The organism is Rhodococcoides sp. S146-33 (assembly GCF_059489205.1).
In genome coordinates this window covers 206,127-229,548 of the sequence record NZ_JCAJWY010000005.1, presented here as the reverse complement: position 1 = coordinate 229,548, position 23,422 = coordinate 206,127, and the positions used below count along the sequence as shown (strand labels likewise).

The 23,422-nt window shown below is 65.0% G+C and carries 24 protein-coding genes; 6 read left to right on the top strand and 18 right to left on the bottom strand.

Annotation, left to right across the window (positions count from 1 at the left end):
- Positions 1 to 2: 2 nt before the first annotated feature.
- The 5 genes from AC5WEY_RS20720 to AC5WEY_RS20700 form a co-directional block, all read right to left on the bottom strand.
- The gene (locus tag AC5WEY_RS20720) at positions 3 to 488 is read right to left on the bottom strand and encodes a CoA-binding protein (protein ID WP_057475362.1); all 486 of its coding nucleotides are present in this window, start codon (positions 486 to 488) and stop codon (positions 3 to 5) included.
- Positions 485 to 1,783: an O-acetylhomoserine aminocarboxypropyltransferase/cysteine synthase family protein gene (locus AC5WEY_RS20715; protein ID WP_495647319.1), complete on the bottom strand. Its 1,299-nt coding sequence runs from the start codon at positions 1,781 to 1,783 to the stop codon at positions 485 to 487. The genes AC5WEY_RS20720 and AC5WEY_RS20715 overlap by 4 nt, the downstream gene beginning before the upstream one ends.
- Positions 1,784 to 1,787: 4 nt before the next feature.
- On the bottom strand, positions 1,788 to 2,300 hold the full coding sequence (locus AC5WEY_RS20710) for an OsmC family protein (protein WP_057475529.1): 513 nt from the start codon (positions 2,298 to 2,300) through the stop codon (positions 1,788 to 1,790).
- A gap of 191 nt (positions 2,301 to 2,491) precedes the next feature.
- The gene (locus AC5WEY_RS20705; protein WP_495647318.1) at positions 2,492 to 3,154 is read right to left on the bottom strand and encodes an SDR family NAD(P)-dependent oxidoreductase; all 663 of its coding nucleotides are present in this window, start codon (positions 3,152 to 3,154) and stop codon (positions 2,492 to 2,494) included.
- A 40-nt stretch (positions 3,155 to 3,194) separates the two neighbouring features.
- Entirely contained in the window at positions 3,195 to 4,595 is a 1,401-nt protein-coding gene (locus AC5WEY_RS20700) for an acyl-CoA synthetase (protein ID WP_495647317.1), read from the bottom strand.
- Positions 4,596 to 4,612: 17 nt separating this feature from the next.
- Between AC5WEY_RS20700 and AC5WEY_RS20695 the strand changes: the two genes are divergently transcribed.
- Positions 4,613 to 5,035 (top strand): hypothetical protein, encoded by a 423-nt coding sequence (locus tag AC5WEY_RS20695; RefSeq protein ID WP_495647316.1) that lies wholly within the window; start codon positions 4,613 to 4,615, stop codon positions 5,033 to 5,035.
- A gap of 10 nt (positions 5,036 to 5,045) precedes the next feature.
- On the opposite strand, the gene AC5WEY_RS20690 is transcribed toward AC5WEY_RS20695, so the two are convergent.
- The 5 genes from AC5WEY_RS20690 to AC5WEY_RS20670 all read right to left on the bottom strand — a co-directional run bounded on the left by AC5WEY_RS20690 (position 5,046) and on the right by AC5WEY_RS20670 (position 10,677).
- Positions 5,046 to 5,663: a LysE family translocator gene (locus tag AC5WEY_RS20690; protein WP_495647315.1), complete on the bottom strand. Its 618-nt coding sequence runs from the start codon at positions 5,661 to 5,663 to the stop codon at positions 5,046 to 5,048.
- A gap of 125 nt (positions 5,664 to 5,788) precedes the next feature.
- Entirely contained in the window at positions 5,789 to 6,892 is a 1,104-nt protein-coding gene (gene dapC, locus AC5WEY_RS20685; RefSeq protein ID WP_495647314.1) for a succinyldiaminopimelate transaminase, read from the bottom strand.
- A 4-nt stretch (positions 6,893 to 6,896) separates the two neighbouring features.
- On the bottom strand, positions 6,897 to 7,220 hold the full coding sequence (gene fdxA / locus AC5WEY_RS20680; RefSeq protein ID WP_008714223.1) for a ferredoxin: 324 nt from the start codon (positions 7,218 to 7,220) through the stop codon (positions 6,897 to 6,899).
- A 114-nt stretch (positions 7,221 to 7,334) separates the two neighbouring features.
- Positions 7,335 to 8,096: a hypothetical protein gene (locus tag AC5WEY_RS20675; RefSeq protein ID WP_495647313.1), complete on the bottom strand. Its 762-nt coding sequence runs from the start codon at positions 8,094 to 8,096 to the stop codon at positions 7,335 to 7,337.
- 40 nt (positions 8,097 to 8,136) lie between these two features.
- Complete coding sequence (locus AC5WEY_RS20670) at positions 8,137 to 10,677, bottom strand: bifunctional FO biosynthesis protein CofGH (RefSeq protein ID WP_495647312.1); 2,541 nt, start codon at positions 10,675 to 10,677, stop codon at positions 8,137 to 8,139.
- A gap of 177 nt (positions 10,678 to 10,854) precedes the next feature.
- On the opposite strand from AC5WEY_RS20670, the gene AC5WEY_RS20665 reads away from it, so the two are divergent.
- The 3 genes from AC5WEY_RS20665 to AC5WEY_RS20655 all read left to right on the top strand — a co-directional run bounded on the left by AC5WEY_RS20665 (position 10,855) and on the right by AC5WEY_RS20655 (position 13,545).
- On the top strand, positions 10,855 to 11,334 hold the full coding sequence (locus tag AC5WEY_RS20665) for a PH domain-containing protein (protein ID WP_495647311.1): 480 nt from the start codon (positions 10,855 to 10,857) through the stop codon (positions 11,332 to 11,334).
- A 62-nt stretch (positions 11,335 to 11,396) separates the two neighbouring features.
- Positions 11,397 to 12,845, top strand: a complete 1,449-nt coding sequence (locus AC5WEY_RS20660; RefSeq protein ID WP_495647362.1) for a PH domain-containing protein — start codon at positions 11,397 to 11,399, stop codon at positions 12,843 to 12,845.
- A 1-nt stretch (position 12,846) separates the two neighbouring features.
- Positions 12,847 to 13,545: a uracil-DNA glycosylase gene (locus AC5WEY_RS20655; protein ID WP_495647310.1), complete on the top strand. Its 699-nt coding sequence runs from the start codon at positions 12,847 to 12,849 to the stop codon at positions 13,543 to 13,545.
- On the opposite strand, the gene AC5WEY_RS20650 is transcribed toward AC5WEY_RS20655, so the two are convergent.
- The 6 genes from AC5WEY_RS20650 to AC5WEY_RS20625 form a co-directional block, all read right to left on the bottom strand.
- Positions 13,472 to 13,924, bottom strand: coding sequence for a hypothetical protein (locus tag AC5WEY_RS20650; RefSeq protein ID WP_057475352.1), 453 nt, complete (start codon positions 13,922 to 13,924; stop codon positions 13,472 to 13,474). The genes AC5WEY_RS20655 and AC5WEY_RS20650 overlap by 74 nt on opposite strands.
- Before the next feature lie 66 nt (positions 13,925 to 13,990).
- Positions 13,991 to 14,149 (bottom strand): hypothetical protein, encoded by a 159-nt coding sequence (locus AC5WEY_RS20645; protein ID WP_008714214.1) that lies wholly within the window; start codon positions 14,147 to 14,149, stop codon positions 13,991 to 13,993.
- Positions 14,150 to 14,192: 43 nt separating this feature from the next.
- Positions 14,193 to 15,101 (bottom strand): N-acetyl-1-D-myo-inositol-2-amino-2-deoxy-alpha-D-glucopyranoside deacetylase, encoded by a 909-nt coding sequence (gene mshB / locus AC5WEY_RS20640; RefSeq protein ID WP_495647361.1) that lies wholly within the window; start codon positions 15,099 to 15,101, stop codon positions 14,193 to 14,195.
- Between the two features lie 76 nt (positions 15,102 to 15,177).
- Positions 15,178 to 16,977 carry an ABC transporter family substrate-binding protein gene (locus AC5WEY_RS20635; protein WP_495647360.1) on the bottom strand — a complete coding sequence of 600 codons (1,800 nt, stop codon included), beginning with the start codon at positions 16,975 to 16,977 and terminating at the stop codon, positions 15,178 to 15,180.
- Between the two features lie 103 nt (positions 16,978 to 17,080).
- Positions 17,081 to 19,018: a translational GTPase TypA gene (typA, locus tag AC5WEY_RS20630; RefSeq protein ID WP_057475350.1), complete on the bottom strand. Its 1,938-nt coding sequence runs from the start codon at positions 19,016 to 19,018 to the stop codon at positions 17,081 to 17,083.
- Between the two features lie 317 nt (positions 19,019 to 19,335).
- Entirely contained in the window at positions 19,336 to 19,761 is a 426-nt protein-coding gene (locus AC5WEY_RS20625) for a (deoxy)nucleoside triphosphate pyrophosphohydrolase (RefSeq protein WP_495647309.1), read from the bottom strand.
- A 14-nt stretch (positions 19,762 to 19,775) separates the two neighbouring features.
- On the opposite strand from AC5WEY_RS20625, the gene AC5WEY_RS20620 reads away from it, so the two are divergent.
- Positions 19,776 to 20,060 carry a 4a-hydroxytetrahydrobiopterin dehydratase gene (locus AC5WEY_RS20620; protein ID WP_495647308.1) on the top strand — a complete coding sequence of 95 codons (285 nt, stop codon included), beginning with the start codon at positions 19,776 to 19,778 and terminating at the stop codon, positions 20,058 to 20,060.
- Between the two features lies 1 nt (position 20,061).
- On the opposite strand, the gene AC5WEY_RS20615 is transcribed toward AC5WEY_RS20620, so the two are convergent.
- A complete protein-coding gene (locus tag AC5WEY_RS20615; RefSeq protein WP_235581504.1) occupies positions 20,062 to 21,279 on the bottom strand; it encodes a mannosyltransferase in 1,218 nt (405 codons plus the stop codon).
- A 277-nt stretch (positions 21,280 to 21,556) separates the two neighbouring features.
- Here AC5WEY_RS20615 and AC5WEY_RS20610 point away from each other — a divergent pair, with 277 nt between their 5' ends.
- The gene (locus tag AC5WEY_RS20610; protein ID WP_057475525.1) at positions 21,557 to 22,417 is read left to right on the top strand and encodes an Rv1157c family protein; all 861 of its coding nucleotides are present in this window, start codon (positions 21,557 to 21,559) and stop codon (positions 22,415 to 22,417) included.
- Between the two features lie 155 nt (positions 22,418 to 22,572).
- On the opposite strand, the gene AC5WEY_RS20605 is transcribed toward AC5WEY_RS20610, so the two are convergent.
- Entirely contained in the window at positions 22,573 to 23,322 is a 750-nt protein-coding gene (locus AC5WEY_RS20605; RefSeq protein ID WP_495647307.1) for a DUF1906 domain-containing protein, read from the bottom strand.
- Positions 23,323 to 23,422 lie beyond the last annotated feature (100 nt).

Here is a 23,422-nt window from a genome sequence, read left to right as displayed (position 1 = left end):
GCCTACCCGCGTGTACGACGCGAATCGATCACTCCCGTATCGAATCCGGCCAGATGCAATCCACCGTGGAATCGCGCGTGCTCGATCTTGAGACAGCGATCCATGACGACGTTCAATCCGGCTGCTTCGGCGTCGTGGGCCACCTGCTCGTGCCACAGTCCCAGCTGCAGCCAGATCGTCTTCGCCTGCACAGCAATGGTTTCGGTGAGCACCTCGGGAAGGTCGTCGTACTTACGAAAGACGTCGACCAGATCCGGGGGCTTCGGCAGGTCTGCGAGCGTCGGATAGACCGTCGTCCCCTCGATCTCGGTGACCGTCGGATTGACGAGAAAGATCTCGTAGTTGCTCGTCGACGACAGATACCGGTTGACGAAATAGGATGCCCGCGAGGGGTTCTTGGACGCACCGACGATTGCGACGGTCTTGGTTTCCCGCAGAATGCGCTGACGCTCTTGGGCGGATGGGCCTTGCCAGGTGCGTCCACTCACGAGCGTGCCTTTCCGGTTGCCAGCGTCAGGGCCTGATCCAGATCCCAGAGAATATCGTCGACGTCTTCGAGCCCGACGCTGATGCGGATCAACTCCGGGCCGACTCCTGCTCCGCGGAGTTGATCGTCGCTCAACTGCCGGTGGGTGGTGCTTGCCGGATGAATCACGAGAGTGCGCACGTCGCCGATGTTGGCGACATGGCTTGCGACACGAACACTTTCGACGAACGCCTGCCCGGCGTCGCGACCCCCGTCGATTCCGAACGCGAACACCGCACCCGGTCCGGCGGGCAGATATTTCTCGGACCGTTCGTGATGCGGGTGACTGTGCAGCCCAGCCCATCTCACGTAGTCGATCCGCGGATCCTGTTCGAGCCATTCGGCGACTGTCCGGGCATTGGCGACGTGAGCGTCCATTCGCTGCGGCAACGTCTCGACACCCTGGATCAGAGTGAACGCCGACTGTGGTGCCAACGCACCACCGATATCGCGTAGTTGCTCGCTGCGCAGCTTGGTCAGAAAGCCGTACTCGCCGAAGTTGCCCCACCACGACAGGCCACCGTACGAGGCCACAGGCTCGGTCATCTGCGGGAATTTGCCTGAGCCCCAGTCAAATCGACCGGATTCGACCACCACGCCACCCAGCGTCGAACCGTGCCCGCCGAGAAACTTCGTCGCCGAGTGGATCACGATGTCGGCCCCGAACTCGATGGGCCGGCTCAGCCACGGGGTCGCCATCGTCGCGTCGATCACCAACGGGATTCCGTGCTCGTGGGCGACGGCGGCAAGGCCCTCGAGGTCGGCGATCTCCCCCGACGGGTTGCCGATGATCTCGGCGTAGACGAGTTTCGTCGAATCGGTGATCGCAGCAGCGTAATCCGCCGGATCGGTACCCGGAACGAACGTGGTGCCGACACCGAAACGACGGAGCGTGACGTCGAGCTGGGTCACCGTGCCGCCGTAAAGCCCGGCCGCTGCGACGATGTGGTCGCCGCTGCCCGCGAGCGCGGCGAACACCGCGAACTCGGCCGCCAATCCACTGGCGAAGGCGACCGCTCCGATGCCGCCTTCGAGACTCGCGATGCGCTCCTCGAAGGCGGCGACGGTCGGGTTACCGATACGGCTGTAGACGTTGCCGTACTTTTGCAGAGCGAACAGATCGCCTGCGTCCGAGGAATTCTCGAACACGTAGCTCGCCGTTTGATAGATCGGCACAGCACGCGAACCGGTGGAAGGGTCGGGCCTCGCTCCGGCGTGAATTGCTCTGGTACGCAGGCCGAAAGTCCGTTCGCTCATAACCTCACGCCGTTTCGAGAACGGTGCGAATCGGGGTGGGGTTGCGCGTCAGATCCAGCACGGGGCAGTGATCATCGGCGGCCTTCTGCAGTTCCTCGTACCGTTCTCGGCTCTCGGGTCCGGTGATCGTCACGACCACCCGCACCTCGCCGAATCCGGGGCGCACGTTCTCGTCGAAACCGAAGAATCCACGTACGTCGAGGTCACCCTCGGCCTTGGCCTTGATGTCGTCGACGACGATCCCGAGCTTCTCGGCCCACACGCGGTAGGTGACCACCTGGCAGGACAGCAGTGACGCCAGGTAGTACTCGACTGGATTGGCGGCCTTGTTCTCTCCGCCGAGGGCCGGTGGCTCGTCGACCTCGACGCTGAACTTGCCGAGTGTGATGGTGCTGGCGACGGCGTCGTGTGCGGTGGCAGAACCACGAAAGACGACCTGGGCGTTCTTCGCGTCGGCCTGCACGGCGTCATCGGTGGCAGCAATGACGCCGCCGAGATGGGACACAGATGTGGTCATGAATGATCCTGTTCGCTGGAAAATGGTTGCCGGAACGACCCGAGAAGCAGTGAATGCTCGTCGAGGATGGGTTAGATCGACAATCACGAACAGGAGGAGGTGCAAACCAGACACAAATCAATGGTGCGACGACGAACGAGCCTTCTGGCTGCGTCGGTCACATGCGTGTCGGTCACGTTTTCGACAATAGCCTAAGAGAACTGGTCCGCGCCGACGTCGGTCTCGTCGTCGGCGATGGCCGCGACGATGCGCGCTGCCACCGAATCCGGGGTCAGCCCCTGTGGCAGTTTCGGTGCCTGCCCGGCGATCGGCCGAGTGGCCAAGCCGGTCTCGGTGTGCGGTGGCCGCACATCGACGATCCTGATCTTCGACTTACGCGCTTCTGTGCGAACGCTTTTCAACAATGCACTGGCCGCGGCTTTGCTCGCCGAGTAAGCGCCCATGTTCGGCATCGGCTTGTCGGCCACCACCGCACTGATGTTGAGGACGAATCCGCCCTGATCCAGCGTGTTCAGCGCTGCTCGCATGACCCGCAGCGGCGCGAGATAGTTGAGCAGTAGCAGCTCGTCGACCGTGTCGTCGTCCACCTCGCTGACCGCACCGAACGCCACCACGCCTGCGGCGATCACGATTCCGTCCAGACCACCGTGGTGTTCGACGGCCTCCGCGATCACCGAGCGAGCCGAATCCGGAAGCGTCAGATCGGCATTCACCGCATGATGCTCCGAGGACTCGAGACTGCGACCGCTGACGGTCAGCCGGGCGCCGGCTTCGGCGAGCTGGTCGACTATCGGGGAACCCAGCCCACCACTGGCACCGAAAACGAGAATGCGTGCGCCGTCGAGTGTCGTCATACTTTCGAGATTAACGGCCACCTCACAACCCCGCTGACGACTACGACAACAGCTTCTTCTGGACCTTTCCCATGGCATTGCGCGGCAGCGAGTCGACGACGCGAATCTCGCGCGGCCGCTTGTGAATCGACAGCTCGGTGGCCACCAGATCGATGAGCACCCGATCCTCGATATCGGTGCCCACGACGAAGGCCACGATGCGCTGGCCCAGGTCGTCGTCCGGCAGGCCGACGACAGCGACCTCGTTCACGCTCGGGTGCCCCAACAGCACCGTCTCGATCTCCCCCGCGCCGACGCGATAGCCGCCGGTTTTGATCAGGTCCGTCGACGCTCGCCCGACGATGCGATGAAAGCCGTCCGGCTCGATGAGGGCGACATCGCCGGTATCGAACCAGCCGTCCTCGGTGAAGGTCTCGGCCGTCGCCTCGGGATTGTTCAGATAGCCGTCGAACAGCATGGGGCAACGGATCTGGAGTGCACCGATCGATTCACCATCGTGGGGCACGTCTTCGCCCTGCTCGCCGCGCAGTCGCGTTTCGACGCCCGCGACCGGTAGTCCCACCGAGCCCGGTCGACGCTCACCGTCTGCTCGGGTGCTGATGGTGATGAGGGTTTCGCTCATGCCGTACCGCTCGACCGGAGCCTGGCCGGTGAGCTCGCGCAGCTTCTCGAACACTGGTACCGGAAGCGGCGCGCTGCCGGAGACCAGTAATCGGGCGTCGGCCAGGGCGCGAGCAGAATCCTCGTCGGCGGCGATGCGCGACCACACGGTAGGCACCCCGAAGTACAGAGAACCGCGAGCTGCCGCATAGAGCTCCGGCGTCGGCTTACCGGTGTGAATCAGTGGGCTGCCCACCCGAAGCGGGCCGAGCATACCGAGGATCAAACCGTGCACGTGGAACAGTGGAAGGCCATGCACCAGAGTGTCTTTCCACGTCCAGCTCCACGCTTCGGCCAACGCGTCGAGCCCGGCCTCGATGGCACCGCGGGAGATCAGGACGCCCTTGGGCGGGCCGGTGGTACCGGAGGTGTAGAGCACGAACGCAACGGAAGACGGTTGGGGTTCGGCATAGCTGTGCCACGAACGTGCGTGCTGACGCACCGGTAGAACCTCGAGCCCGGCGGTATCGGGCGGAGCCTCGCCGAGCCACGCCTGCGCACCCGAGTCCCGGAGGATGTGCTCGCGTTCGGCGGCTCCCGCATCCGGCGGGACCGGGACCACGGTGACGCCGGCGATCAGGGCACCGACGACCGCGAGCACCGTCTTGACCGACGGTGTTGCGTGGATCGCGAGCCGGTCTGCCCGCGCGATGCGTTCGGCAACCGAGGTCGCCGCGCCCAGGATGTCCGCGCGAGACAGCGAGACTCCGTCGATGGTGATGGCGTCGGGAATATCGTCTCCCCGCGCAACGGCGAGTGGGTTCAGTGAACGAAGCAGCACATGGCTACCGTACATACATGGACGTGGACGGAATCGACACCGGCGACTACGCCGAGTACATGACGGTCGCCGCCGGTGACCTGCAGGCGGGCGTCTATCTGATCGGAACCGACGCCGAGCAGGACACCGATTCCGAGGACGATCTCGACCTGGATCTCGATGACGAGGATGCGGACGACGACGCCATCGACGTCGCGCATGTCACCGACGGCGCACCGAGGCTCGTCTACTCGGTGCAGTCGGACGACTTCTGGACGCGAGTGGAACTGGCCGACCTGCGAGCCACTCAGCTCTACGAGGAAGCCCACGCACGCAATCCCGAGGTCAACACCGAGCCGAAGCGCTTCACCACCGTCGAAGCGTTCGGCAGCAACGAGCTGGTCTACATCCTGCGCATCCGCCGCGGCGGCTGGGATGTGGGCGAGCCCGACCTCGATTGACCGGTCACCGCTAGGCCGAGGACGCGACGGTTCCGATTCCGAGGGCGACCAGGAATCCGGCGCTGATGCGGTCCAACCAGTCGGTCACCGCCGGCTTGCGCAGCAACGCGACCGCACGTGAGGCGACGACGGAGAACACGCCCATCACCAGGGCGGCCACGACCACCTCGACCAGGCCTAGCGTCATCGCACCGGTGAACGTGACCACGGTGAGGAACTGCGGCACCACGGCCAAGTAGAACAGTCCCACCTTGGGATTGAGCGCGCACGAGAGAACCCCGGCACCGAACGCCGACCATGCCGGCGCAGCAACCGGCACCAGCGGCTCACCGGCAACCTTGTTCCTTCGGCGAGACCGGAACGCCTTCACACCCAGGTACAGCAGATACAGTCCGCCGAGGATCTTGACGACTCGATATGCCGTCGCCGACTGCTCGACGATCGCCGCCAGACCGACGGCTACCAGCACGGCCCAGAACAGTCCGCCGAGCGCGACGCCCATCGCCGCCGCGATCCCGGGCTTGAGGCCGCCGATGCTGTACCGCAGCACCAGGAACGAGTCGGGCCCGGGCAGGATCGCCAGCAGAAAACACACACCGGCGAAGCTGAGCAGCAGGGTGAGGGTCATGGGTACATGAGAACACCCGGTCCGGGCCGGAGCCAACTGACGTGAGTGTCCACAATTCACATCGGCAGGCGGGATCCCGTTCGCCAAACCGAATTGTGGACACTCAGCGCACCAGAGAAACCCGACTACCCGCGCAGGCGAATAGCTGCAGCCTCGATGCGTTCGTCCGTGGCCGTCAGTGCGATGCGCACGTGCTGTCCACCGTGCGGGCCGTAGAACTCTCCCGGAGCGGCGAGGATGCCACGTTCGGCGAGCCAGTCGACGGTGTCGCGGCACGGTTCGCCCCGCGTGGCCCACAAGTAGAGTCCGGCCTCGGAGTGGTCGACGGTGAATCCGGCTTCCTCGACGGCCGCCTTCAAGATCGTTCGGCGGGCGCGGTATCGCTCGCGTTGGATGTTCTCGTGCTCGTCGTCGGCCAGAGCCGCAGTCATGGCGGCCTGGATCGGCAGCGGCACCATCATGCCGGCGTGCTTGCGTACCTCGAGTAACTCGGCCACGAGGGACGCGTCGCCGGTGACGAAGCCCGCGCGATAACTCGCCAGGTTCGAGGTCTTCGAGAGTGAATGCACGGCAAGCAGATTGGTGTGATCACCGCCGCACACCCGGGGATCCAACACCGACACGGCCTCGGCATCCCAGGTCAGACCCAGGTAGCACTCGTCGGAGACGACGATGGCGTCGCGCTCTCGCGCCCAGTCGACGACCTTGCGCAGGTGGTCGACACCGAGCACCTTGCCCGTGGGATTGGACGGCGAGTTGACGAAGACGAGCGACGCCCGCTCGGGGCCGAGCCGCGCGAGACCGTCGGCGCGCAGAATACGAGAGCCGGCGAGCAGAGCACCCACTTCGTATGTGGGATATGCCAATTCGGGGATGACAACCAGGTCATCGGTCCCCAGACCCAACAGACTCGGCAGCCAGGCGATCATTTCCTTGGTGCCGATGGCCGGCAGCACCGCGTCGGTCGAGATACCGGTGATCGAGTAGCGGCGCTCCAGCGCCGCCACCGCGGCCTCCCGCAGCGCGACGGTGCCGATGGTCGTCGGGTATCCGGGTTCGCCGGCAACCGAATTCAGAGCAACCCGAATCACCTCGGCGACCGGGTCGACGGGCGTCCCGACCGACAGATTGACGATGCCGTCCGGGTGCGCCGACGCCTTCTCCTTGGCAGCGGTCAACGAGTCCCAGGGAAAATCGGGCAGCGCCGCTGCCACTGCTCTACGTGCCAAGGCGTCAGTTCTCGCCCATGGGAGGCAGAGCCTTGATGAACGGCGGGTCGTAGTCCGTCTTGCCGAGCTTGGCTGCGCCGCCGGGAGATCCCAGGTCGTCGAAGAAGTCGACATTGGCACCGACGTACGCGCTCCACTGCTCGGGAACGTCGTCCTCGTAGAAAATTGCCTCGACGGGGCACACGGGCTCGCAGGCCCCGCAGTCGACGCATTCGTCGGGGTGGATGTACAGCATTCGGTTACCCTCGTAGATGCAATCCACCGGGCACTCTTCGATGCATGCTTTGTCCAGTACATCTACGCACGGTTCTGCAATCGAGTAGGTCACTGCTGCTCTCCCCTCCTGTATCGATCGTGGGCGCTCACGCGCCCTGAGCATCCTAGTATCGCGGTCCGAACATGGGGCAAACCGACCAGGGTGGCCTCACCTGCCCCAGCTCGGCTATCGCCGCAGTTGCTTCGCGGTCGTGTCGGCACCGAGGGCCGAGGCCTTCTGATGTACTGCCAGCCACTTCCGGCCCTGCTTGGCGGCGCGCGAGAGTGCGCCCCGCTCACCGAGATATCCGGCGACGCCACCGACGAGCGGAATGGCTCCGAGTACTCGGTAGAACCCGCGCGGATGCGGACGCTTCTCCAGCTCTCCGGTGACGTCGCGCAGCACGTTGGCGATCTGCCACATTCCGCGCAGCAGTGCGAACGGACCGGATTTCGGCGACTCTTCCTTCTTCTCGACGGGGGCGCTGTCCGCCAAGGTCGTCAGATTCCGCTTGCACAGCACCGAGCCGAGCAACGCCACATGTGTCTCGCGGTCGGTCACCCCGGATTCACGGGCCACTGCGACGAGCACCATCGCCTGGTTGGCGAATCCGAGCAGATCCTGGATCGGCAGACGGTTGACCAGGATGCCGAACACACCGGGGAACGCGACGGCAACGGTGTTGAGAGCGCCGATGCGATTGACCCACCACTGCGAGCGAGCACCACTGTCGAGCTTCTCCCAGCCTGCGGTGCCCGGGAAGTCGGTGGTGTCGAATGCCTTGGCAAGAAAATCGATGACGTTGTCGAGGGTCGAATCGTCCGCAGAGGACTCGCGGAACGTCCGTCCCTTCAGTCCGATCGGGTCACGTGTGGCCAGGATGTCGAGCACGGGATGGATGATGGCAACGGCACTGCTCAGCACCGCGGCGACTCGACGGTCGTCCATGTCAGACAAGCTCCAATTCGTCAAAAATCAAGACCCAGGGTCAGATCAGGCCGGCGACCGACACCTCCGGTGCCGGGCCGTACGTGGTGGTGCGCTGACGAACCGGTCGTCCGATGCCGTCGGCGATCTCGTGCAGTTCCGCGACGGTCTTTTCCGAACCGTTCTGCGAACCTGCCATCCGCGAGATCGTCTCTTCCATCAGGGTCCCGCCCAGATCGTTCGCGCCTCCGTTCAGCATCGCCTGTGTACCCGTGATTCCCAATTTCACCCATGACGTCTGAATATTGTCGATACGGCCGTGCAGCATGATCCTGCCCAGAGCATGCACCGCCCGGTTGTCCCGGTTGGTCGGACCGGGCCGCGACGCACCGGCCAGGTACAACGGCGAGGACTGATGCACGAACGGCAGCGGCACGAACTCGGTGAATCCACCGGTCTTGTCCTGGATCTTCTTGAGGACGTTCAGGTGGCCGACCCAATGCGAGGGATTGTCGACGTGGCCGTACATCATCGTCGAGCTCGACCGCAGCCCCACCTCGTGCGCGGTGGTGATCACCTCGATCCACTCGGCAGCGGGGAGCTTGCCCTTGGTCAGCACCCAGCGGACCTCGTCGTCGAGAATTTCCGCGGCCGTACCGGGAATCGAGTCCAAGCCGGCGGCCCGTAGCTCGGTGAGCCATTCGCGGATCGACTGACCGCCGCGCGAGGCACCGTTGACGATTTCCATCGGCGAGAACGCGTGCACGTGCATCGACGGCACCTTGGCCTTCACCGCCCGCACCAGATCGGCGTATCCCGTCACCGGCAGTTCCGGGTCGATCCCGCCCTGCATGCACACCTCGGTGGCTCCCACGACATGCGCTTCCCACGCCCGATCCGCCACCTCGGCGGTGGACAGCGTGAACGCATCCGCGTCGCCCTTGCGCTGAGCGAACGCGCAGAAGCGGCACCCGGTGTAGCAGATGTTGGTGAAGTTGATGTTCCGGTTCACCACGTAGGTGACGGTGTCTCCGTTGACCTGTTTGCGCAGATCGTCGGCGAGCGCGGCGACGGCGTCCATGCCCGGGCCCTCGGCCGTCGCCAGCGCGAGGTACTGCTCGTCGGACAAACCGGCCGGGTCTTTCTCCGCTGCCGTCAACGCCGACACCAGGTCGCGGTCCACCCGCTCGAGCCCGGCGAGGTCACGTACCTGTTCGCGGATCGATTCCCAGTCTCCGAACGCATTCGCCAGATCCGATCGAGTCTCGGCGTTACGGCCCTGAGTGTCGATCTCGGTGTTCAGATCGACGCGGCCGGAGGACTCCCATTCCTCGTCCGGCTCCTGCCACGGCAGACCCGTCGGGTTGACGCCCTCGCGCGCCATCCCGGTCTCCGGGTCGGCCACCGCCCGCACATGCGCCGAGATCCGGGGATCGATCCACGGCGCACCGGCCAACACGTACTGCGGCTGCGCGGCAGTCCGTTCCACGAGCGTGTAACCGGCGGCCGCCGACAACTCGGCGAGAGTGTCGAGGTTCGGCCACGGCCGCTCGGGATTGACGTGGTCGGGAGTCAGCGGCGAGACCCCGCCCCAATCGTCGACGCCCGCGCCCAGCAACGCAGCCGTCTCCTCCGGTGCGACCAGATTCGGCGGAGCCTGAATCCGCATCGACGGACCCACCACCATGCGCGTCACCGCGATGGTCGCCAGGAATTCCTCGAGACCGGCGTCGGGCACCGACCGCATCGCGGTATCGGACTTGGCCAAGAAGTTCTGCACGATGATTTCCTGAACGTGCCCAAAAGACTTGTGCACCTTGCGAATTGCCATGATCGACTCGGCGCGGTCACGCAGCGTCTCGCCGATACCCACCAAAATGCCTGTCGTGAACGGGATATTGAGCCGGCCCGCATCGGTCAGCGTGCGCAGCCGAACCTCGGGATCCTTGTCGGGGCTGCCGTAGTGGGCCTGCCCCTTCTCCTCGAACAGCCGACGTGAGGTGGTCTCGAGCATCATGCCCATCGACGGCGCCACCGGCTTGAGTCGCGAAAGTTCTTGCCACGACATCACTCCGGGGTTGAGGTGCGGCAGCAAACCGGTCTCCTCGAGCACCCGGATCGACATGGCGCGCACGTAGTCCAGGGTCGAGTCGTAACCGCGCGAATCGAGCCACGCCTTGGCTTCGGGCCACCGTTCCTCTGGCCGGTCACCGAGAGTGAACAGCGCTTCCTTGCAGCCCAACGCGGCACCCTTGCGCGCGACGTCGATGATCTCGTCCGGGTCCATGAACATCCCGTGCCCGGCGGCGTTGAGCTTGCCCGGCACCGTGACGAACGTGCAGTAGTGGCATTTGTCGCGGCACAATCGCGTGATGGGCACGAATACCTTGCGTGAGTACGACACCGTCTTCGGCCGGCCCGCGGATTCGAGCCCGGCATCGCGGACTCGGGACGCCGACGCCATCAGGTCCGTCAGATCGTCACCGCGTGCGTGCAGCAGCACCGTGGCTTCGTCGACGTTGAGAGACACTCCGTCGCGGGCGCGACGCAACACTCGTCGCATCGCGGAGGGGGCAGGCACGGAGTCAGGTAGAGAAGTCACCCGTCGATCATGCGCCTTCCCGGTACGCCCGTGCCACTGCAGGGCCTTCGGGCTGCCGTCGTCGTGCGCGGTTTGCGTACGTGGAGCTACGCAAATCGCGCACGAGGGGCAGCGCCCGCTATCGCAGCAGGGTGGTGGATAGCAAAGGACACCTCTAGGTTTGTACCTGTGACAACGATGACCGATCCCCAGTGGCAACCGTCTCCACGTGCACGTCTTCTCTGGGCTCTGAGTGCCGGTCTGTTGTGGCTGCCGGTGTTCGTCGCCCAGATCGTCTGGGCCGTCGTCGACTCGCAGTGGACCTCGTGGCCGCACGTCGCCGTCCTGGTCGCATCGATAGTGCTGACGGCCCTGCACATCGCGATCGTCCCGCAGTGGCGCTATCGCGTCCATCGTTGGGAGATCAGCGATACCGCCGTCTACACCCGCACCGGCTGGCTCAGTCAGGAACGACGCGTCGCGCCCATCTCGCGCGTGCAGACAGTCGACACCGAACGAGGCCCACTCGATCGGCTGCTCGGATTGGCCACGGTCACCGTCACGACCGCATCGTCCGCCGGCGCGGTGAAGATCACGGCACTCGATCAGGACGTCGCGGACAAGACGGTCGCCCGGCTGACCGATATTGCCGGCCGCACCGTCGGAGACGCAACGTGACCGATCAGGCGGAGCTCCTCGCGGTCGAGGAGGAGCAGCCGTGGTTGCGCCTGGACAAGCGAATGTTGTTGGTGCATCCGGTGAACGAGGGCATCAAGATTCTGCCGGTGTTGCTGATCTCGTTCTTCGTGGGCAGCCAGAGCGGTAACCACTACTGGAGTCTCGGCATCCTCGCGGTCGTCGTGGTGTTCGCAATTCTGCGATGGTTCACCACCAGTTACCGGATCGGTCCGGTGCATGTCCAACTGCGCACCGGCGTGTTGCAGAAAAAAGTACTGTCCATCCCGCGCAACAGGATTCGTTCGGTCGACGTCGAAGCGAACGTGCTGCACCGGGTACTCGGGTTGTCGATCTTGCGGATCGGTACCGGTCAACAGGCGGGCAAGGGCGAGGCTTTCGAGCTCAACGCCCTCGACACCTCCCTGGTACCCGCACTGCGCGGCGATCTGCTCCAGCGAGTGTCGGGACAGATTCCGTCGGCCGACGGTATGCCCACTGCAGCAACGAATCCCGAGGTGGAGATTGCCCACTGGCAGTTCTCGTGGGTGCGCTTCGCCCCGTTCTCGATCACCGGCATCGTCACCATCGCCGCTGCCGTCGGCGTGCTTTTCCAGTACGGACTGGGGCAAACGCTGGCCGAGTCGTCGGTGGTCTCGAACAGTATCGACTCCGCCGAGCAATTCGGAATCGCCGTGTTCGTCGTCGTAGCCCTGGTCGCACTGCTCGTCGTATCCAGCATCTTCGCGTGTGTCCGCTACCTGTTGACCTACGGCAACCTCACCGTCACCGACCAAGGTCGCACCCTGCACGTCAGCCACGGACTGCTGCGTACCCGGCAGTCGACTCTCGACCGCAAGCGGTTACGCGGCACTTCCCTGTCTCAGCCACTCCTGCTGCGTGCGGTCAGCGGTGCCCGTCTGGACGCCATCATGACCGGCGTCAGCGCCGAGAAGAAGGAATCGTCCCTGTTGCTCCCCCAGGCTCCGCAGGCCGAGGCGCTACGCATGATGAACACGGTGCTCGGAGACGCCGGTCTGCACGGCAGTGCCGACCGGCCGCTGCTGCAGCACGGCCCCGCAGCGCGACGTCGCCGTTACACCCGGGCGGTTGTGCCGCTGCTGGTCATCGCCGCCGGCCTGGGAGTTGCACAGTATTTCGGCGCGCCGATCCCGATCCTCGCGTGGATAGCCATCGGGGTGTTGTTCGTCGCTGCCTTCGGCCTGGCTCACGATCGCTACCGCGGCCTGGGACATGCCGTCCTGCCCGGCTGGCTCATCACCCAGCACGGCTCGCTGGACAGAACTCGGCACAGCCTCGAAGCCGCGGGCATCATCGGCTGGACGGTGCGGCAGACGTTCTTTCAGCGACGCGCCGGGGTCGCCACCATCGTGGCGGCTACTCCGGCAGGCGTCGGGCACTACGAGGTGATCGATATCCCGGTGGAGAACGCGTGGGCCATGATCGACGCCGTCACCCCGGGAGCCGGAGACATCTGGCTACAGCGGACCTGACATGGTGGCGCGCCCGCAGACCATCGCCGAGCTCGACACCGCGGTATCGAACTGTCGCGCCTGCCCACGGTTGGTGCGATGGCGCGAACAGGTCGCGGCCGAGAAGCGTGCGGCATTCTCGGACGAAACGTACTGGGGCAAGGCGGTTCCCGGCTTCGGACCGGCCGACGCGGCGATGCTGATCGTGGGGCTGGCTCCGGCGGCACACGGCGCGAACCGCACCGGCCGAATGTTCACCGGCGATCGAAGTGGTGACGTGCTGTACCGGGCCATGCATGCCGTCGGGCTGGCGAGCCAACCTACCGCGACCCACATCGGCGACGGGTTGACGCTCAACGGAGTTCGCATCACGGCCCCGGTGCACTGCGCGCCGCCACAGAACAAGCCGACTCCGGCCGAACGAGACAGGTGCACGCCCTGGTTGGACGACGACTTGCGGTTGCTGCGTCCGACGTTGCGATCGGTGCTCGTCCTCGGTGCCTTCGGCTGGCAGTCCCTGCTTCCGATACTGGCCGCCAATGGATGGGAAATACCTAGGCCTGCACCGAAGTTCGGGCACGGCGTTCGACTCGACCTGGGATCGATCACCGTGTTCGCCAGCTACCACGTCAGCCAGCGAAACACCTTCACCGGACTGTTGACGCCGACGATGATCGAGGATGTCCTTCGGGATGCGGGTCGGCATGCACGCTTGCTGTGATCGCCTTCATCCGGAACATGAACAGCAGGACACCGGGCGGACCGGCCCCGGCAATGATGAGCAACATCGTGCGCCAATCGGCGAGCAGCAGAACATCGTTGCCCGGCCCGCCCAGCATGCAGAGCACCACTGCGACGAACCATCCGATCAGGGGTGACGCCACCCAGATCGACCGCTCGGCAACCTTACGCGCGGCCAGGATCAGCGCGACGTTGGCGATGCCGCCGAGTAGTGCGCTGATGGGGAATTGCACCGAACCGAGGTAGGTCGGCAAGAAGAAGACCGACAGAATTCCGGATAGAAAGCCGTCGAACACCAGTACTGCGACGGTCGCCCACGACACCAGGGCGACAGTATTGGATGCGGCCTTCGAGATCATGCGCCCAATACTGCCTTGACCCGGGTTGTTTCAGTGCATCGCACTCGAAAAACCGGGCACCGGCACTCAGGAAACCGGCGGATAGCCCAGCGAGGTGAGCAAGTTGCTTGCGCCCATGGCGATCTGACCCAGAACGTACTGGTACAGATCTGCCTGCGCGCCGAACTGCGGCTTGAGAGAATCGACGAACGCGACGATGGCGTCCTGCACTACCCAGTTGTACATGTGTGTTCCGCCCCTGCTGTGATGAGATCAACCTTGTGGTGATTCAGTGATGCGAGGCACAGCCTAGTACGCCGGCAAACAAGTCGGTCTCCCTGCCCGTCTCATCGGTGCCGAGAGTGCCCCGGACCAGCACATACTGCTCGTCCAGCAGAATCGGTTGGGCGATGTCGTTGGAGAGTGCGTACTCGCGTCCCGACGGGGCGACGGTGACCTGAGTGGCGTGTGCGCGCAACGCATCGCGCTTGGCATCGAGTACGCCGCGGATGTCGATGCTGGTGGTGATCGTGTACTCGGGGACGCTGGGAAGCTCACCGTCGACGGGCAATCGCCATCCGGCCGGAACGTCGTCGATCGCGGCGAGTCCCGACTGCAGTTGCTTTTGGCCCGTGACGGTCCAGTAGAACTTCGACACCTCCCAGGGTGTCCCGGCCCCGGGGTAGGAATCCGTCCCACAGACCTCCACGGCTTCGGTCACCAACGAATGCACCTGCTGATGATCGGGATGGCCGTAGCCGCCCTCGGGGTCGTAGCCGACGACGACCTGAGGCCGCAGCTCACGCATCACCGCCACGAGCGCTCCGAGAGCCTCGTCGCGGTCCGCGTTGACGAACGCGCGCGGCTTTCGGGCCGCAGAGGTCCCGGCCATCCCGGAATCTCGCCAGCGGCCGGCTCCGCCGAGAAAGCGCGGCGGATTGCAGCCCAGAGCCGCGAGTGCCCGATGCAATTCCAGGATCCGATAGCCGCCCAACTGATCGGCACGATCGACGACCAGATCGGCCCACGTCTCGCCGATCACCTCACCCTCCTCGCCGAGCGAGCAGGTGAGCACCGTGACATCTGCCCCGGCGCGAACGTAGTGGGCAATGGTGCCGCCGGTGGTGATGGTCTCGTCGTCCGGATGCGCGTGTACGAGGAGCAACCGCTGCGGCTCGGTCATCGCCTGCTCGCTCATCGCCTGCTCCGTCATTCCGTCCGTCCTCGATCCTGTGCTCACGTCGTCGTTCCTGCGGTGTCGCCGCGGCGATCGGTCACGAGGGCGTCCGCATCCACTGCGCGGCGTCGGCGAAGATGCCGACCTCGACCGGGCCGGTCAGGGAGACACCGGTGATGCCGGGCACTGCGGCCACCACCGACGAGTCCTGCATGATCGGCAACGTCGATGCCAGCGACCACAGCTTGGGCTCGACGTCGTTTGCGGCCACGGATGGATCGAGACCGTTCACGAGAGCCCTGTCGATAGTGGGCTCGAGTTCGGGAACGCACAGGCCGGACAGATTCCGCGGGGCCGCCGCGCGGTCGCCGCTGTCTGCGGCGGGCTCCGGGACGCAGCCGAACCGTGATGCGAGCGCCGTTGCGGGGTCGACTCCTGCACTGTTCCAGCCCACCACCGCATCGACGGTTCCGTCGGTCAGCGCAGTCGAGTACAGCTCGTCGGCCGGCAGTGGGGTGACGGTCGCATCGACCCCTGCGCCGACGAGCTCGTCCGCCGCCGTCCCCGCGACCGCGAGAGCGATGTCGTCGTTCTCGACGGCACCGATCACGAACCGCAGCGCGGTACCGGTCGCGTCGGCGAGGCGGGTGGCACCCGGAACGGCTGTACTCGTGGTGGACGCCTCGGCGGACGTAGGCGCGGTTGTCGTCGTCGGTGCAGCTGCAGTCGTCGGAGCGGTCGCATTCGGTGTCGATGTGACCATCGCGTCGGGCGTCGGAACGAAACCTGCGCGTTCCAGCAGATCGAGGGCCGCGGTTCTGCCGATGGGAGCGGGCGACGTTGCGGTGTAACCGGGGTCGGAGGGCGAGAGGAGCTGCGCTGCAGCACGGCGATCCGTCGCGCCGCCGCCGGCCCCGACCGTTGCGAGGAGGTTCGGATCCAGAAGGCCGAAAATCGCTTGGCGCACAATAGAATTCGACATGTTGGGCGCTCTACCGTTCACCGTCATCGACAGCACCCGAGATTGCCTGATCGTGTCGGTTCGGACGCCTGGAATTGCCGAGAGCTGTGCGCGCAAGGCCGCGTCACCACGAACCTGGGCGATCTGAGCGTCGGCCGATCGCAGAGAATCGGCCAGTTGCGCGGGGGTACCGCCCCGGCGGATGAGGATCTGATCGGGCGATGCGGGCTCGTCCCAGAAGCGGTCGTTGCGCTCGAGCAGAATCTCGTCACGCCCCTGGTCGACGGTCTTGATGTTGAACCGAGAGCCGGAGACCGGCACATTGTCGGTGAGTCCACCTTGGAACCCGCCGGGCGAGTCCTTGAGCAGGTGCGAGGGCACCAGGTCCGTGAACAGTCGCTGCCACGCCGGGTACGGCGATTCGAGAGTCACGTCGACGGTCTTGCCACCGCCCGAGGATGCGACGTCGCTGATCAGGGCGTAGCCGGCGGAATCGACCACACCGGGTTGGGTGATCATCTGCTGCCACAGGTAGCGGAAGTCCTCGGCGGCGATCGGTGCGCTGTCGGACCACTGCGCCTCGTTGCGCAGCTGGTAGCGAATGGTGAACGGCGATTGTGAGGTCACTTCGGCCGAGATCATCAACGACAGGTCGGGCTCCCAGGTGGTCGATCCGGTGTCCGCGTTCCGCACGGGCCGAAACGGGCTGGGCAGCACGAGCGAACTCACCGCAGCAGTGGCGGGAGACTGGTCTGCCAGCAAGTGAGGGTTGAATCCGATTCCGACGTCGTCGATGGCGACGACGACGGGGTCGCCGGTCTTCGATGGCACGGTCGTCGTGGTGACCGGAGTTTCGACGCTCTCGATCGGCGGTGGCGGATCCGCGGTGCACGCAGTGAGTACCAGAGCGATGGCAGAAACCAGAACCGCCGGCATCAGCACGTTGCGCAACGAGGATCTCCTTCGTGATCGGCTACCGGTACAGGAAAAGCGACGCCCCACCACAGTGACACGTCGCTTCTCCTGCACGAGACGAGTCTTACAGAGCAGCCTTGTCGCGAGTCTTGCTGCGCGAACGCTCACGGGCACGCTCGTTGGAATCGAGGTGGACCTTGCGGACTCGAACGACCTCGGGGGTCACCTCGACGCACTCGTCGCCTGCGCAGAACTCCATGGCCATTTCCAGGTCCAGCTTCTTGGGCTTGGCCAGGGTCTCCATGACGTCTGCCGAGGACTGACGCATGTTGGTCAGCTTCTTCTCGCGGGTGACGTTGATGTCGAGGTCTTCCTGACGCGGGTTGATGCCCACGACCATGCCCTCGTAGGTGTCTGCGCCCGGCTCGACGAAGAACGTGCCGCGGTCGGCCAGCTGGATCATCGCGAACGGGGTGACGGTGCCGTGACGGTCCGAGACGAGCGAACCGGTGTGGCGGGCGCGGATCTCGCCGGCCCACGGCGCGTAGCCGTGGAAGACGGCGTTGGCGATGCCGGTACCGCGGGTGTCGGTGAGGAACTCGGTACGGAAGCCGATCAAGCCACGCGAGGGAACGATGAATTCCATGCGAACCCAGCCTGCGCCGTGGTTCGTCATCTGGACCATCTTGCCCTTACGAGCGGCGAGCAGCTGCGTCACGGCACCGAGGTATTCCTCCGGGGTGTCGACCATGAGCTCTTCGAAGGGCTCGTGCAGCTTGCCGTCGACCGTCTGGGTGACCACCTGAGGCTTACCGACGGTGAGCTCGAAGCCCTCACGACGCATCTGCTCGACGAGGATGGCGAGAGCGAGCTCGCCACGACCCTGGACCTCCCAGGCATCGGGGCGACCGATGTCGAGGACCTTGAGCGAGACGTTGCCGATGAGCTCCTGATCGAGGCGGCTCTTGACCATGCGCGAGGTGAGCTTGTGGCCGCTGACGCGTCCGACGAGCGGGCTCGTGTTGGTGCCGATGGTGACCGAGATGGCGGGCTGGTCGACGGTGATGCGGGGCAGTGCGACCGGGTTCTCCAGATCGGCGAGGGTGTCGCCGATCATGATGTCCGGGAAGCCCGCGACGGCGACGATGTCACCCGCGACACCCTTCTCGCCGGGGACGCGCTCGACGCCGATCGTGTTGAGCAGCTCGGTGATCTTGGCCTTCTGGACGACGGGCTCGCCGTCGACCTCACGCATCCAGCTCACGGTCTGGCCCTTGGAGAGCTGACCGTTGTGGATGCGGACCAGCGCGAGGCGGCCGAGGAATGCGGATGCGTCGAGGTTGGTGACGTGTGCCTGCAGCGGCGCGTCGACGTTGCCCTTGGGAGCCGGGACGTAGCTGAGCAGAACCTCGAACAGCTCGTCGAGGTTTTCGGCGTCGGGGGCGTGTCCGTTCTGGGGCTGGACCTTCGAGGCCTTGCCCTCACGACCGGACGCGTAGAGGACGGGGAGGTCGAGTGCGAGCTCGGCTGCCTCGGACGCTTCGTCGTCGAGATCGGACGCGAGATCGAGCAGCAGGTCGTGGCTCTCCGAGACGACCTCTTCGATACGTGCGTCGGGACGGTCGGTCTTGTTCACGACGAGGATCACCGGCAACGACGCGGCGAGCGCCTTGCGCAGCACGAATCGGGTCTGCGGCAGCGGGCCCTCGGATGCATCGACGAGAAGGACGACGCCGTCGACCATGGACAGGCCGCGCTCGACCTCTCCGCCGAAGTCGGCGTGGCCGGGGGTGTCGATCACGTTGATGACGGTGATGGTGCCGTCGGCATTGCGCTTGTGAACGGCCGTGTTCTTGGCCAGGATCGTGATGCCTTTTTCTTTTTCGAGGTCACCCGAGTCCATGACGCGGTCGATCGCTTCGGCACGTTCCTCGAACGCGCCGGACTGCCGAAGCATGGCGTCGACCAGGGTGGTCTTGCCATGGTCGACGTGTGCAACGATGGCGACGTTGCGGAAAGTAGTGGTGCTGTCGATGTTGTCTGCACTGCTTGGGGCGCTCACGCGAAAAATTCTCCTGGAGTCGAATGCGGGCTCTTGTTCGCTAGCGGGCTTATGTCGCTAGAGAAGCGCGCTGCACCGCGAGGTTCTCGCGACTGATCGAGTTTACCCGTACTTCTACCGTGCCCCGCGCCACCCTCAGGTCTGTGACCTGCGCCACCCATTAGTCTTGGTGCTCATGGGCAAGGTAAAGGCCGCAGATGTCTCGGGGATGAAGCCCAAGAAAAAATGCTGCCGCAAGAAGGTTCGGTGCGTTACATGCCCGGTCGTCATCATGCGAATGAAGAAGCTCGAATCGGCGGGCGCGACCAAGAAAGACCTCAAGAAAGGTCTGAAGACCGCTCGGGCGAAGTGAGCAGAATCTCCAGCAGCTCCGGCAACCAGAGCCGGTCGGCATCGACGAGGTCCATCGTCGGCAGCGTCTCGGCGTCCACCCACCTGAGAGCCGAATGTTCCAGCGCCGCAGGGGTTCCCGAGACCACCGCCGCGCGGTAGGTACGAAGCACCAGGCCGCCGGGGAGATCGACATCGCCACTCAACGCCGCACCGACGGAGCACTCGATCCCCAGTTCCTCGCGAAGCTCACGCTCGAGCGCGGCGTCCTCGGACTCCCCCGGCTCCACCTTGCCGCCCGGTAGTTCCCAGCGGCCGGCCAACTCCGGCGGACGGGTTCGCTGAGCGAGCAGTAGACGGCCGTTCTCGATCAATGCGGCGGCGACAACCACTGCGGTGGGGGTTCCGGACATGCCACCATCTTTCTATGACCGAACTGCTGACCGAACGCGACATCGAGGACGCCCAGCTCACCGACTGGACTGTGTCGGGGAAGTCACTCACCCGCACCGTCGAACTGACATCGTTTCCCGCTGCGATCGCGGTGGTGAACCACGTGGCCGATGCCGCGGAGGAGGCGGACCATCACCCCGACATCGACATCAGGTGGCGAACGCTCACGTTCACGCTCTCGACGCACTCTGCCGGCGGTCTCACGCAGAAGGATGTGGATCTGGCGCGTCGGATCGATGCACTGATCGCTTCACGCTGACTCACACGGTCGTTCCGCGGGCTCCACTCCTGGCCCGCCCCGCATAGACGACCCAACCGAGGAACAGGGCCGATCCGATCACGTCGACAGCACCGGCCCAGGCCTCGAGGCCGGGACGGGGAATGGTCCAGATCGATTCCTGGAAGAAGCTGAGCAACCAGGGCACCCCCACCGTGACCGTCACCAGCCAGTATCCCGCGACGAGCTTGGCGCCGACGACGTCACGCAGTGGTCCGTGCAGCAACCAGATCACCATCGGAATCACCCAGATCCAGTGGTGCGACCACGAGATGGGCGATACCAACAGGCCCAGTAGTTGCACGATGACCAGGGTGCCCAGGTAGTCGCGACGATCGAGCCCTCGCCATGCCAGCACCGCGAGGACCGTGCCGATCACCGCGGCAGCGATCCACAGCGGTCCCTGGCCGACGTCCTCGCCCACGATCCGGCTCAGGGCTCCGCGGAGAGACTGGTTCCAGACCGAGCCGACGGGGCCGATGCGGTCGGCATCGCCGAGCAACGTGGTGAAGTAGGTGGCGGCCTGATGCCCGAGCACCGCGTAACTCACCGCAACCGTCAGTGCGAAGGCCAACGCCGAGAATGCTGCAGCCTTCCACCGTCGCGTGGCCAGGAAGTACAGACCCGTGATGGCCGGGGTCAGCTTGATTCCCGCGGCGAAGCCGACGAGGCCGCCGGCGACCCACCATCGCGAGCTGCGCGCTGCGAGCAGTGCCAGCAGCACCAGGAAAACGTTGACCTGGCCGTAGTCGAGTGTCGTCCGTACTGGTTCGGACCACAGCCCCAGCGCGGTCCACAGCATCGCGATCCGCACCCACCGCGGTTCGGCGGCATGCTCGTCGCCCAGAACCATCGCCAGCGCCAGCCGCACCACCGCGAACAACGCGGCCATGGTCGCGGCCTGCCACACGATCCCGACCAGCGTGAAGGGCAGGTAGTGCAGCGGAAAGAAGACCAGGGCGGCGAACGGTGGGTACGTGAACGGAAGCGGGAAGTCCGGAGTCTGGACCGAATACGTGTAGTCGTACAGGTTGTCGCCCAGCAGCGCAGCGGAGCCCTCGACGTACACGTGCAAATCGACGAGGTTCATGCCGTTCGGCGTCACGAAGGCCCAGACGAAGCGGCTGATCACCGATATCGCCAACAGAACGGGGGCCAGCCGAACGAGTCGGTTCACAGTGCGTGCGGTTCCGTTCGGTATAGATGCGATATATCGAGACCGAAGCTTATAGGGCGTCACAGACCTTCCCTAACCACATGGCCCAACGAGTAACATTTGCATCACCTTTAACACTGACAACTCCAGTAACAGGCTATTGTTTGGCCCTGCGGAGAATTCGCAGCGTGGACCACATAGACTGCCCTCACTCGGTTGCGACAGGGGAGGGTTCGACGTCAACAGCTGTACATCGGGGATCGCGCTACATAGAGTGACCCCTCGTGCACCGGCTGTCGCCGGTGCTCGCGTCATGATCAGAATGGGGATTATCACCGTGCTTCGTACTCGCGGAACGCGTCGTGTCGTGACGGCATTGGCCGTAGCAGCAGCCGCCGCACTCGTCGTACCGACCAGCGCATCCGCGCAGCCACTGGTGCCCATGGCACCTGCGGATCTACCCGCAGCACCGACCGATCCCGGCGCGCTGATCGCTCAGTTCTTCCCCGCACCGGGTGAACCGCTACCCAACCTTCGCGACGTGGAAGCACTTGCATCGTTTGCGCCTGCCATCGTCGGCGCCGCAGCCGGGCCTGCCGATGTCGGAGCCGCGCCTGCGGCCGATCTTCTGGGTCAGGCCCGCGCCCTGCTCGCGACGGCGCAGCTTCCGGAGCAGGTCAAGTCGTTGCTCGAATCTGTCATCACATTCCTCGACGGATCCGGCGGTGGCGGCCCCGAGCTGCCCGCCGATGGGCCGGTCATCGCCCAGTTCCTCTACCCCACCCTCGGTGCAGGATGCATCTCGGACACCGCTGATTCGGTCGGAACCGCACTCGCAGTACCGGGCCCGGCAACGCTGCCCCCTCCCGGTCCCGCCGCGGGCCAGGCAGGCTTCGTCTTCACCGCTCTGGGAACCGCTCCCATCGCCGCCGAGCAGACCGCTCCGCTCACTGTCACCTGGCTCAACATCGACAACCGTCGCTCGGGAACACAGGACCTGACCGGCGCAGCGATGATCAACACCGACGGCCCGGCCACCCTGTCTGCCATCGCCGACACCGGCCCAGGACGCGTACTGTCGGTCATCTCCGGGTCGATCACCACGCAGTCGAAGGAAGACCCCGCGGCCGCTCCCCGCAGCTGCACGTTCCTGCCCACCATCGGAACGGTCTACGTTCCGTAGTTTCCGCGCACGACGCATTTCGCCCCCGGCTGTCCGTCAGCCGGGGGCGAAATTCTTTCGAAGATGTTCCGGGTGATCGACTTTCCGATAGTGGAATTCGACAAAGTCCGGACTTACCGATCGAGTTGTATGTCGGTAAATTACTTCGATGTAATTCAGGTGATATCGGCGGCGGATTTCGACCACTGCCCGTAATCGGCTCGAAGAATGTTGTTGATGTCCACTTTGACTCCGCCGACGGAATCCTTGTCGATTCGGATCTGATGAATGTGCGCCGCCGGGTGCACGAACCCCTTCGGTGTTCCCCAATTGTGCTGCCAATACCACTGGCCGAGACCGGCCACGGAGGCCAATTCTATGGTGGGCGAATTGGCGTACAAGCCCGTGTTCTCCGATCCGATCACCGATTGCCAACCCAGGATGTACGGCGCGATCAGAGTCGCGAACTCGACGGCGGTGGGATTGTCGTCGATCGACACGTAGATCGGGCGGTCAGCAGGACCTCCGGCCGCCGTGTGAAGTTCGAGACCACGCTCGGCGTGCTTCACGCCCGCTGCGTACCCACCGCGCCAATCCGACGTCGTCCCTTTTCCGAACTGGTAGTTCGAGACCACCTCGAGCCCCTCGGCGGTCAGCGAGTCGGCCTCGGACCTCCGCATCGGCTTGCCGACCATCCATTTCGCGTCCGGGCGGCGATCCGAGACGTATCGCACGGCACCGCGGTGACCGGCCTGCTTGATCGCCGAGGCCGACGGCACCCCGCCCGAATAGTCGACGAGTGTCCCCAGTGCGGCGTCCGCGTGGGCGGTCGCCGTTCCCAGCGCAACCATTCCGACGGCGGCAGCGGACCCCGCGGCGGCGTATTTGAACAGTTCACGTCGCGAAACCTGCACAGAAATCTCCATCGTCGTTCGGTCGCCGCGGCGCGCCTACTCGCTCAACTGCACCACCACTGCTAGCTTCTGATCTTTTGACGTATCCCACCACAATCCCATGGGTACCGCC